A 10,650-nucleotide genomic window follows, 5' to 3' on the forward strand; every position below is an offset into this window, starting at 1 on the left:
GCTCAGATGACTCCGTTCGTCTTCAGCAGCCGCAGTTCCTCGTCGCCCAGGCCCAGTTCGCCGACGTACACCTCCGCGTTGTGCTCACCCAGGAGCGGGGAGGTGACGATGTCGACGGGGGAGTCGGACAGCTTCAGCGGGCTGCCGACCGTAGTGAAGGCACCGCGCTCGGGGTGCTCGACACGGACCACCATCTCGTTGGCGACGAGCGACTCGTCCTCGACGATCTCCTTGGTGGAGAGGATCGGGCCGCACGGGATGTTGTGGGCGTTGAGCTGTTCCAGGACGTCCCACTTGGGGAGCGCCGACGACCACTCCTCGATCAGCTGGAACATCTTGCCGAGCTTGGGCAGCCGGGACTCCGGGGTCGCCCACTCGGGGTCGTCCGCGAGCTCGGGGCGGCCGATCAGCGCCGACAGGGGCTGCCAGCCGACCGGCTGCACGATGACGTACACGTAGTCGTTGGGCCCGCCCGGCGCGCACTTCACCGCCCACCCCGGCTGGCCGCCGCCGCTGGCGTTGCCACTGCGCGGCACCTCGTCGGCGCCGGCCGTGTCCTGCGCGTTCGGGTACTCGGCGAGCGGGCCGTGCTCCAGCCGCTGCTGGTCGCGCAGCTTGACCCGGCAGAGGTTGAGCACGGCGTGCTGCATCGCCACGTTGACCCGCTGTCCGCGGCCGGTGTTCTCGCGCTGGAACAGTGCGGCGAGGATGCCGGCCACCGCGTGGATCCCGGTGCCGGAGTCGCCGATCTGGGCCCCGGTGGCCAGCGGAGGCCCGTCCGCGAACCCGGTGGTGGCCATCGATCCGCCCATGGCCTGCGCGACGACCTCGTACGCCTTGAAGTTGGTGTACGGGCCCTCACCGAAGCCCTTGATGGAGGCGTAGACGATACGGGGATTGATCTCCTGGATCCGCTCCCAGGTGAACCCCATGCGGTCCACGGCGCCGGGGCCGAAGTTCTCCACCATGACGTCGCTGCGGCGGATGAGTTCGGTGAGGATCTCCTTCCCGCGCTCGCTCTTGGTGTTGAGGGTGATGCTCCGCTTGTTGCAGTTGAGCATCGTGAAGTAGAGGGAGTCGACGTCGGGCAGATCGCGCAACTGCTTGCGGGTGATGTCCCCGCTCGGCGCCTCCAGCTTGACCACGTCCGCGCCGAGCCAGCCGAGCAGCTGGGTGGCGGAGGGGCCGGACTGTACATGTGTCATGTCGAGGACGCGCACGCCCTCAAGAGCTTTGGTCATGCCAACGGCTCCTCTGCTACTTGTACATGGTCTGGTTCATCGTTCCGGGGGCGTACGCGTCCGGGTCGACCCAGACGTTGATGAGCGAGGGCAGCCCCGACTCACGGGCCCGGCGCAGGGCGGGTGCGATGTCCGCGGGGTCGCGGACCTCCTCGCCGTAACCGCCCAGCATCTGGGCGAACTTGTCGTAGTGGACGTCGCCGAGGGTGTTGCCGACCCGCTCCCGCTCGTCCCCGTACTTCGCCTTCTGGCCGTAACGGATCTGGTTCATCGAGGAGTTGTTGCCGACGATCCCGACGAACGGGAGGTTGTAGCGGACCAGCGTCTCGAAGTCCCACCCGGTGAGGGAGAACGCGCCGTCGCCGAAGAGGGCCACGACCTCCTTGTCCGGCCTGGCCTGCTTGGCGGCCAGGACGAACGGCACCCCGACGCCGAGCGTGCCGAGCGGGCCCGGGTCCATCCAGTGGCCGGGGGTGCGGGGCTGGACGACCTGGCCGGAGAAGGTGACGATGTCGCCGCCGTCGCCTATGTAGACGGAGTCCTCGGTCAGGAAGTCGTTGATCTCGCTCACCAGCCGGTACGGGTGGATGGGCGAGGCGTCCGACTTCAGCTGGGGCAGCCGCTTCTCGATCGCCGTCTGCTCGGCGGCCCGCAGCTCGTCCAGCCAGGCCTTGCGCAGGGCCGATCCGCCGTTGAGACGTCCGCTCGCGGCCTCGGTCACCGCCTTCAGCACGACCGACGCGTCACCCACGATCCCGAGGTCGATGTCGCGGTTCTTGCCGACGGTGCGGTAGTCGAGGTCGATCTGGACGACGGTGGCGTCCGGAGAGAGCCGCTTCCCGTACCCCATCCGGAAGTCGAAGGGGGTGCCGACGATCACGATCAGATCGGCGTTGGAGAACGCGTAGCGCCGCGAGAGCTGGAAGTGGTGCGGATCGCCCGGCGGGAGGGTGCCGCGGCCGGCGCCGTTCATGTACGCGGGGATGTTGAGGGTCCGCACGAGCTCGGTGGCCGCGTCCGTGGCCCGCGTCGTCCATACCTGGCTGCCCAGCAGGATCGCGGGCTTCTCGGCATGGACCAGCAGATCCGCGAGCTTCTCGATGTCGGCCGGATCGCCGGCCGCCCGGGTGGACGCGCGGTACTGGCCGGCCTCGGGGACCCGCGCCCTGGCCGCGGGCACCTTCGCGTCGAGCACATCGCGCGGGATCTCCAGGAACGACGGCCCGGGTGCCCCGTGGTAGCACTCCCGGAACGCCATCGACACCATGTCCGCCGCCCGCGCGGTGTCCGGCACCGTGGCCGCGAACTTGGTGATGGGCGTCATCATGTCGACGTGCGGGAGGTCCTGGAGCGAGCCCATCTTGTGCTGGGTGTGCGCTCCCTGACCGCCTATCAGGAGCATCGGCGACTCGGCCCGGTAGGCGTTGGCGACACCCGTGACGGCATCGGTCGTCCCCGGCCCCGCGGTGACGACCGCGCACCCCGGCTTCCCGGTGATCCGGGCGTACCCGTCGGCGGCGTGGGCGGCGACCTGCTCGTGGCGTACGTCGACGACTTCGATGCCCTCGTCGACGCAGCCGTCGTAGATGTCGATGATATGGCCGCCACAGAGGGTGTAGATGCGTTCCACCCCCTCCGCCTTGAGTGCCTTGGCGACCAAGTGCCCACCGGAGATGAGGTTCTGGTTGTCCTGGCTGTCCTCGGGCATGGCGATGTCCTGTCCCTTCGTAGGGGAGTGCGGGAGCCGCTCCGCCGCTCTCGCGGTACATTGCATACAGTCGACGAATACTGTATGAAGCTTGTTATCCCGCATCCGGTGGGTGGTGTCCAGGGGGCGTGCGGCACTTTCACAATCGGCACGATCGGGAGTGGCTATGGATCTGTACGAGCACCAGGCACGGCAACTCTTCGCGGATCACGGCATCGCCGTACCGGACGCCGAGGTCGTGGACCACCCGTCCGCGGTCCACGCGGCGGCCGAACGGCTCGGCGGCCGCGTCGTCGTAAAAGCGCAGGTCAAGGTGGGCGGCCGGGGTAAGGCGGGCGGGGTGAAACTCGCTGTCGACCCGGGCGCCGCGGTCGTCACCGCCCGCCAGATCCTCGGGATGGACATCAAGGGCCATACGGTCCGCTCGGTGATGCTCGCCCGACCCGTCGACATCCAGGACGAGTTCTACGTCAGCTACGTCCTGGACCGGGCCGCCGGAACCTTCCTCGCCATCGCCTCCGCCGAGGGCGGCATGGACATCGAGGAGGTCGCCGCCACCCGCCCGGAAGCGGTGGCCCGTATCCCCGTCGACCCCGTCGAGGGCGTCACGGCGGCCAAGGCGGCGGAGATCGCCGAGGCGGCCTCGCTCCCGCCCGGGACCGTCCCCGTACTCCGGGCGCTGTGGCAGGTCCTCACCCAGGAGGACGCCCTGCTCGTCGAGGTCAACCCGCTCGTCCGCACCGAGGACGACCGTATCCTCGCTCTCGACGGCAAGGTGACCCTGGACGACAACGCGGCCTTCCGGCAGTCCCGTTGGGGCGCGGACGCGGCCGACCCGCACGGGGACCCGCTGGAGGCGGCGGCCGCCGCGAAGGGGCTCAACTACGTCAAGCTCGACGGCGAGGTCGGCATCATCGGCAACGGCGCGGGCCTCGTCATGTCCACCCTCGACGTGGTCGCCGGCTGCGGAGCCCGGCCCGCCGACTTCCTCGACATCGGGGGCGGCGCCTCGGCCACGGTGATGGCCGACGGCCTCACGGTCATCCTCTCCGACCCCTCGGTGAAGTCCGTGTTCGTCAACGTCTTCGGAGGGATCACCGCGTGCGACGCGGTGGCCGACGGCATCGTCCAGGCCCTGGACTCCGTCCATCTGACCAAACCCCTGGTCGTACGCCTCGACGGCAACAGCGCCGCACGCGGCCGGGCGATCCTCGACGAGCGTGCGCACCCGATGGTCCAGCAGGTCACCACGATGGACGGCGCGGCGGACCGAGCAGCCCGACTGGCCCTGGGAGGTCACTGATCATGGCAATCCTCATCGGCAAGGAGAGCAAGGTACTCGTCCAGGGCATGACCGGCGCCGAGGGCATGAAACACACCCGGCGGATGCTCGCGGCGGGCACCCAGATCGTCGGCGGCGTCAACCCCCGCAAGGCGGGCCGCACGGTGGACCTCGACGACCGCGCGGTCCCTGTCTTCGGCTCCGTACGCGACGGCATGGAGGCGACCGGCGCGGACGTCACGGTCGTGTTCGTCCCGCCGCCGTTCGCCAAGGCGGCCGTCGTCGAGGCGGCGGACGCGGGGATCGGCCTGGCCGTGGTCATCACCGAAGGCATCCCCGTCCACGACGCGGTCTCCTTCCACGCCCACGCCAAGGACCGCGGCACCCGCATCCTCGGACCCAACTGCCCCGGTGTGATCAGCCCCGGCCAGTCCAACGCGGGCATCATCCCCGCCGACATCGCGACGAAGCCCGGCCGTATCGGCCTGGTCTCGAAGTCGGGCACCCTCACCTACCAGCTGATGCACGAGCTCCGGGACACCGGTTTCTCCACGGCCGTGGGAATCGGCGGCGACCCGGTCATCGGCACGACACACATCGACTGCCTGACGGCCTTCGAGAACGACCCGGACACCGAACTGATCGTCCTGATAGGCGAGATCGGCGGCGACGCGGAGGAACGCGCCGCGGCACACATCGCCCAGCACATCACCAAGCCGGTGGTCGGCTACATCGCGGGCTTCACGGCTCCCGAGGGCAAGACGATGGGCCACGCGGGAGCCATCGTCTCGGGCTCCTCCGGCACGGCAGCGGCGAAGCAGAAGGCACTGGAGGCAGCGGGAGTGGCAGTGGGCGCCACCCCGACGGAAACGGCCCGCCTGGCGGAGGAGAGGCTGCGCGGCTGAGAACCGGCCCGTGCGGCGGTGCGGGCCTCGTGTCTGGACCAGAGCCCGCACCGATTTGGCTTGTCGGGCGGTGCGGGGCTGGCGCCGGGAGCAAAGCCGCATTGATTTAGCCTGTCCGGCGATTGAGGACCGGGGTCCGGGGCGGAGCCCTGGTACGGGAAGGGGCGGGCAGGGGATCAGGCCCGCCGCAGGCGCCCCGCCCGCGCCGCCCGCCCCGCGCCGCCCGCCCCGCGCCACCCGCACTCCCCGTCGCCCCGCGCCACCCGCACCCCGGCACCTGCTGCGCACCACAGAGTCACCCGCACCGCACATCCGCCCCAGTCACCCCGCACCCTCAGAGCGGAGACCTCATGACCAAGGCACCCACACCCGCACCTCCCACCCCCACCCCCCTCATCCTCAAGCCGGGAACCGCCTGGCAGGACGCCTGGAACCGCTGCCTGGCCGCAGCCCCCGAGGCATTCCAGGACACCCGCGTCCACAACCTCTGGGCCGCCGCCTGGCACCCCGACGGCCGCACCCTCCCCGCCACCAGCCCCGTGGACGGCACCCCCATCACGGGCCCGCCCCGGCTCGACGCCCCGGCTGCCCGGCAAGCCGTACGCGCGTCCCTCGACGCGCACCGCGCCTGGCGCCACATCCCGCTGCCCGAGCGCCGCGCCCGTGTGTCGGCCACCCTCGACGCCCTCACCGAGCACCGCGAACTCCTCGCCCTGCTCCTGGTCTGGGAGATCGGCAAGCCCTGGCGCCTCGCCCAGGCGGACGTGGACCGGGCGATCGACGGCGTCCGCTGGTACGTCGACCACAGCGACCGCCTCCTGGCCGGCCGCACCCCCCTCGCCGGCCCCGTCTCCAACATCGCCAGCTGGAACTACCCCATGTCCGTGCTGGTGCACGCGATGCTCGTGCAGGCCCTGGCCGGCAACGCCGTGATCGCCAAGACGCCCACCGACGGCGGTGTCGCCTGCCTCACCCTGGCCTGTGCGCTCGCCGCCCGCGAGGGCATCCCACTGACCCTCCTCAGCGGCAGCGGCAGCGAACTCTCCGAGCCCCTGGTCCGGTCGCCGGAGATCGGATGCGTCTCGTTCGTCGGTGGGCGGGACACCGGCGCCCGCATCGCCACGGCCGTCGCCGACCTCGGGAAGCGGCACATCCTGGAGCAGGAGGGCCTCAACACCTGGGGCGTCTGGAATCACACGGACTGGGCGTCCTTCACCGCGGTCGTCCCGAAGCTCTTCGACTACGGCAAGCAACGCTGCACCGCCTACCCCCGGTTCGTCGTCCAGCGGACCCTCTTCGCGGACTTCCTGGCGGCCTATCTCCCCGCCGTACGCTCCCTCCGCACCGGGCACCCCCTCGCCGTGGAGCATCCCTCCGACCCGCTCCCCGTCCTGGACTTCGGACCGCTGATCAACGCCACCAAGGCCAAGGAACTGCACGACCAGGTCACCGAGGCCATCGACCGGGGAGCGGTCCCGCTCCACCAGGGTTCGGCGGCCGACGCCCGCTTCCTCCCCGGCCAGGACACCAGCGCCTACCTCCAGCCGGTCACCCTCCTGAACCCGCCGCCCTCCTCACCGCTCCACCACGCGGAACCCTTCGGCCCGGTCGACACGATCGTCCTGGTCGACACGGAGGCCGAACTCCTCGCCGCCATGAACGCGTCCAACGGGGCGCTGGTGGCGACCCTGTCCACCGACGACCCGGCGACGTACGAGCGACTCGCGCCGCAGATCCGGGCCTTCAAGACCGGTCACGGCAAGCCCCGCTCGCGGGGCGACCGCGAGGAGCTCTTCGGGGGCTTCGGGGGGTCCTGGCGCGGCGCGTTCGTGGGCGGCGAACTGCTCGTACGGGCCGTGACCGACGGACCGGGGGCGGAGAGGCTGCCGGGCAATTTCCCGGACTACCACCTCATGCCGTAGCCGCACCCGTCAGACGATCCCCTGACGGTCCGGACGCAGCGCGAATGCTCGTCCGGCCGCCTCGGGCACCGTGCGCTCCACCGCCTCGACCAGGAGCGCACGGTGCCTGAGCAGCGGTTTCCTGCGTTCCCCCGTGGCCAGCACCAACAGATCGTCGAGCCCCGCCAGCAGCCGCCGGGTGACCTGTGGGCTCACGGTCGCGCACCACCGGATCTCCTCGAACGCGAGATCCACGAGATCCGTCCACCCGGGCACCTCCTGGACCAGCCGCACCTCGCCCCGCCGGTCCCGGTGGTGCAGAGGCCCCAGCGGCAGATGTACGGCGACCGAGAGGAACTGAACGATCCGGTCCAGGCACTGCACCGCGGTGGTCGGATCGTTCACCGAGGACGACAGGGCACGCAGCGCGATGTCCGACAGCTGCCGCAGCCCGAAGGCCGGATCGTGGTGCAGCGCCCGCTCGACCCCGACCAGCAGCGGCCGGCCGAGCGCGCGCGACGGCGGGGCGGCGCCCCCGTACACCGCCAGTACCGGGGTGCCGGGCACCACGAAGTCCCCGACGCGAGGCACCAGGCGCAGCACGACCCCGTGCCGCTCCGCGGCCCGCACCAGCCGGGGCACCCCCACGCCCCGCAGCACCCCTGCCCGCTCCCCGTACAGGACCCGCGCGGTCTCCGGGCCCCGCGTCGGCACCTCCGCCGGGCCTCCCGGCTGCCGCTCCAGGGCACGGAGCGACTCGCGGGCGATGTGGTCGAGGACGGGGCCGACCTGCATCAGCCGCAGGGTGGACGAGACATAGGCGACGAACAGCAGCAGGCTCAGGCCGACCAGCCCCAGGGTCAGCAGGCTCTGGAGCAGCGGCACCGACGTCACCCGCCGGGGGTCCGGGGCGGTACCTCCCTCGTACGAGGTCAGCACGAGCAGCGAGAACGCGAAGGTCGCCAGGAACACCGTGAGCGTGAGCTTGCTGATCCTGCTCCGCACGAAGATCCGGACCACGCGCGGGGTGAGCTGCCCGCTCGCCATCTGGACGGCCACCAGCGAGATGCTGAACACGACACCGATGAAGGTCATCATCGCGGCGCTGACCGTGGTGACGATCGTCCGCGCGTCCCCGGCGAAGGCGAGGAGATCCTCGATCTCGCGGTACGAGCCCTCCTCCCGCAGATACGTGACGATCCTGGCGTCCAGCTCGGAGAGGCCCCACCAGAGAACGAAGGCGCACACGAGCCCCACGGTCGGCGCGAACCAGAAGGTGTCACGCAGCCGCTCCCGGACCCCGGACAGCCAGGACGGCGACGCGTGGGGCATCGGCGGCATCGGTGAGGACGGCGTGCCGGGCGGCCGGCCGGCACGCCCACTCTTCCCACTCATGCCCGCGAAGGTAGCCCGGAACCACTCCACGTACACGGCACGCCACGGAACGTACGCGATCCGGCCTCGCGCGCACCCGCACCGCACTGACCACGGAAAACGCAGGTGAGAGGCACCCCAAACCCCTGGTATTGTTTTCTTTGTCGCCACGGGGAACACCCCGGAACGACAGACACCTTGTCCGGGTGGCGGAATGGCAGACGCGCTAGCTTGAGGTGCTAGTGCCCTTTATCGGGCGTGGGGGTTCAAGTCCCCCCTCGGACACCACGGTCAGTCGACCGAACGAAGCCGGTCAGAGCGACATCTCGTCGCTCTGACCGGCTTCGTCGTTGACGTGTCCGTCTCTCTGCGGGGCCACCTTCACGGGCGGGCCCGATGGCATCGACCGGGCGTGCGCCCGACGACGTGCTCAGGCCGTCGGCGGAACGGGACTCCGGCCGCTGATCACTGTTCTCCCGTGGCCGTCTTGCGGATGGCGTTCAGGGCCGCTGCCAGGTGCCGGAGGTCGTACCCGGCGGTCATCGGAGGGCTCGACCAGTGGACATCGGGCCCCCACACGGACAGGTACGTCTTGTCGATGGTGCCGAACTCGACCCCGGGCACATCGAACTGCCGGTACCTGAAGGTGCACTGATGAAAATCCGCGTACGAGAGCTGGAACGAGACGCCACCGTCCGACACCCGGATCCCCTCGTTGGTGAACACCAGGCTCTTCGATTCGAACACCGACCGTTTCCACTGCCAGACGCCGATCAGTTCCTCCCTGCTGGACAGAAGGTGCGTCTGCCGCGCCTTGGTCACCGGCCGTGACTCGGCGTAGCCGGGCCGCACCAGGTGGAAGCCTTTGACCCGTGGCATCTGCTCGAGCTCCGCCCGGACGAGCACCGGCATGCGCGGGGGCAGAGTGGGCGCGGTCGCCGGAGGCTGCGGGGCAGGCGCCCGTTCCGCTGCCGGCGGATCCGGGGTGCCGGCCGAAGGCGGTATGTAGGCGGCGTTCCTGGCGAAGCAGACCACATTGGTGGATCCGCGTGCGCCCAGGTCCGGGAGCTGGTCGGGAAGGCGTCGCATGATCTCCCGGTGCAGGGTCTCCACGTTCAGGAGTGCGGAGCCGTCCTTGATCCCCGACTCCAGGATGCTGAGCAACTCTCCCGTGTACGCCGTGTACGGGGCGCCCACGGGCGCCTTGGACACCTTGTTGGCCGCGGACGAGGTGAGCACGGCGCGGCCCTTGATCTCCGTGAACTCACCGTTCACGACCTGTGCGAGGCTCTCGCCGTCCGACATGTAACCGGTGGTCCCCAGGCCGCTGTAGCAGCTGTCGATGATCACGATGATGTGGCGCGCCTTGTTCCTCGCGCTGTTCAGCTTCTCGGCCACCCATTTGTAGCGGAGGGCCGTTTCCACGTATCCCTGCATCTGGCCCGGCAGCCCGAGATACAGCTCCCGTGTCCCGTCCTCGGGGGTGCCGTGCCCCGCGTAGTAGACGAGGAGGGTGTCGGTGGCTTTCTCGGCGGCCTCCTTGACCGCCCAGGTGAAGCGGCTGCCGACCCTCTCCGGTTCGACGATCTCGATCCGGTCGAGAGGAAGCCCCCAGACGGCGGGGTCCGCCAGGGTGTCACGCAGCGCCGCAACGTTGTTCGCCACGGCGGGCAGGTCGTCGAGGTGTTCGTACTTCGCCACCCCCGCGAGAACCGCGTACGACGCCGCGGGATCGGAGAGTCTCAGAGCGTCGGCCATCTACTGCACCGGTCCGGTTCCACCGACGGTGTCCGCACCCAGCTGGCCGGGGGAGCGCTGCTCCTCGTCGTCCAGGACGACCGGCGGCGCTCCGGAGCCGGAGACCACCGTGACCTGGGCGGTCCCTCGCGGACGGGTCGAGCGCCACTGGGTGATGCTCGAGAACACCCCAGCCGCCGCACCGACCGTGCCTGTCACGGCCGACACCAGTGCGACGATCTGATCCAGATCCAGGCCCATCGCTCCGGGCTCGGGCTCCTCCTGCCCGAAGCTGAACTCGACCCACTGTGCCAGGTCCGGATCGTTGCTCAACCAGCGGTACAGCGAGGCGAGTTCGTCCGCGTCCCGCTCGTCGGTCATCGAAATGCACAATTTCATGCCCAACCCCCAGTTCTCGGCCGCAAGCACCGGACAGCTACCCAAGTCGCCGGTAGGTAAATCACTCTGCGTGATACGTGAACGGGCCACGGATCGGCGGAAC

General features: G+C 70.1%; 8 protein-coding genes and 1 tRNA gene. 4 read left to right on the top strand and 5 right to left on the bottom strand.

The window, feature by feature from the left end:
• Positions 1–2: 2 nt before the first annotated feature.
• Positions 3–1,241, bottom strand: a complete 1,239-nt coding sequence (frc, locus tag ACWCQM_RS27065; protein ID WP_450917717.1) for a formyl-CoA transferase — start codon at positions 1,239–1,241, stop codon at positions 3–5.
• Between the two features lie 16 nt (positions 1,242–1,257).
• Entirely contained in the window at positions 1,258–2,949 is a 1,692-nt protein-coding gene (locus tag ACWCQM_RS27070; RefSeq protein WP_450917718.1) for a thiamine pyrophosphate-binding protein, read from the bottom strand.
• A gap of 166 nt (positions 2,950–3,115) precedes the next feature.
• Between ACWCQM_RS27070 and sucC the strand changes: the two genes are divergently transcribed.
• The 3 genes from sucC to ACWCQM_RS27085 all read left to right on the top strand — a co-directional run bounded on the left by sucC (position 3,116) and on the right by ACWCQM_RS27085 (position 7,058).
• Positions 3,116–4,252, top strand: coding sequence for an ADP-forming succinate--CoA ligase subunit beta (sucC, locus tag ACWCQM_RS27075; RefSeq protein WP_450917719.1), 1,137 nt, complete (start codon positions 3,116–3,118; stop codon positions 4,250–4,252).
• A gap of 2 nt (positions 4,253–4,254) precedes the next feature.
• Positions 4,255–5,136 (top strand): succinate--CoA ligase subunit alpha, encoded by an 882-nt coding sequence (gene sucD / locus ACWCQM_RS27080; protein WP_450917720.1) that lies wholly within the window; start codon positions 4,255–4,257, stop codon positions 5,134–5,136.
• Between the two features lie 350 nt (positions 5,137–5,486).
• Complete coding sequence (locus tag ACWCQM_RS27085; protein WP_450917721.1) at positions 5,487–7,058, top strand: aldehyde dehydrogenase family protein; 1,572 nt, start codon at positions 5,487–5,489, stop codon at positions 7,056–7,058.
• Between the two features lie 9 nt (positions 7,059–7,067).
• On the opposite strand, the gene ACWCQM_RS27090 is transcribed toward ACWCQM_RS27085, so the two are convergent.
• Positions 7,068–8,378 carry a DUF2254 domain-containing protein gene (locus ACWCQM_RS27090; RefSeq protein ID WP_450917790.1) on the bottom strand — a complete coding sequence of 437 codons (1,311 nt, stop codon included), beginning with the start codon at positions 8,376–8,378 and terminating at the stop codon, positions 7,068–7,070.
• Between the two features lie 233 nt (positions 8,379–8,611).
• Between ACWCQM_RS27090 and ACWCQM_RS27095 the strand changes: the two genes are divergently transcribed.
• Positions 8,612–8,699: transfer RNA gene (locus ACWCQM_RS27095), tRNA-Leu, on the top strand.
• Positions 8,700–8,876: 177 nt separating this feature from the next.
• Here ACWCQM_RS27095 and ACWCQM_RS27100 read toward each other — a convergent pair.
• Both ACWCQM_RS27100 and ACWCQM_RS27105 read right to left on the bottom strand, forming a co-directional pair.
• Positions 8,877–10,169: a caspase family protein gene (locus tag ACWCQM_RS27100; RefSeq protein ID WP_450917722.1), complete on the bottom strand. Its 1,293-nt coding sequence runs from the start codon at positions 10,167–10,169 to the stop codon at positions 8,877–8,879.
• Positions 10,170–10,529, bottom strand: coding sequence for an effector-associated constant component EACC1 (locus tag ACWCQM_RS27105; protein ID WP_450917723.1), 360 nt, complete (start codon positions 10,527–10,529; stop codon positions 10,170–10,172).
• Positions 10,530–10,650 lie beyond the last annotated feature (121 nt).

The sequence above is a fragment of the Streptomyces sp. NPDC002125 genome (assembly GCF_053593715.1).

Excerpts from the sequence above, each read along its gene's own strand:
- frc (WP_450917717.1), bottom strand. The coding sequence starts at position 1,241 with ATGACCAAAGCTCTTGAGGGCGTGCGCGTCCTCGACATGACACATGTA.
- ACWCQM_RS27070 (WP_450917718.1), bottom strand. The coding sequence starts at position 2,949 with ATGCCCGAGGACAGCCAGGACAACCAGAACCTCATCTCCGGTGGGCAC.
- sucD (WP_450917720.1), top strand. The coding sequence starts at position 4,255 with ATGGCAATCCTCATCGGCAAGGAGAGCAAGGTACTCGTCCAGGGCATG.
- ACWCQM_RS27085 (WP_450917721.1), top strand. The coding sequence starts at position 5,487 with ATGACCAAGGCACCCACACCCGCACCTCCCACCCCCACCCCCCTCATC.
- ACWCQM_RS27100 (WP_450917722.1), bottom strand. The coding sequence starts at position 10,169 with ATGGCCGACGCTCTGAGACTCTCCGATCCCGCGGCGTCGTACGCGGTT.
- ACWCQM_RS27105 (WP_450917723.1), bottom strand. The coding sequence starts at position 10,529 with ATGACCGACGAGCGGGACGCGGACGAACTCGCCTCGCTGTACCGCTGG.
- sucC (WP_450917719.1), top strand. The coding sequence starts at position 3,116 with ATGGATCTGTACGAGCACCAGGCACGGCAACTCTTCGCGGATCACGGC.
- ACWCQM_RS27090 (WP_450917790.1), bottom strand. The coding sequence starts at position 8,378 with ATGCCGCCGATGCCCCACGCGTCGCCGTCCTGGCTGTCCGGGGTCCGG.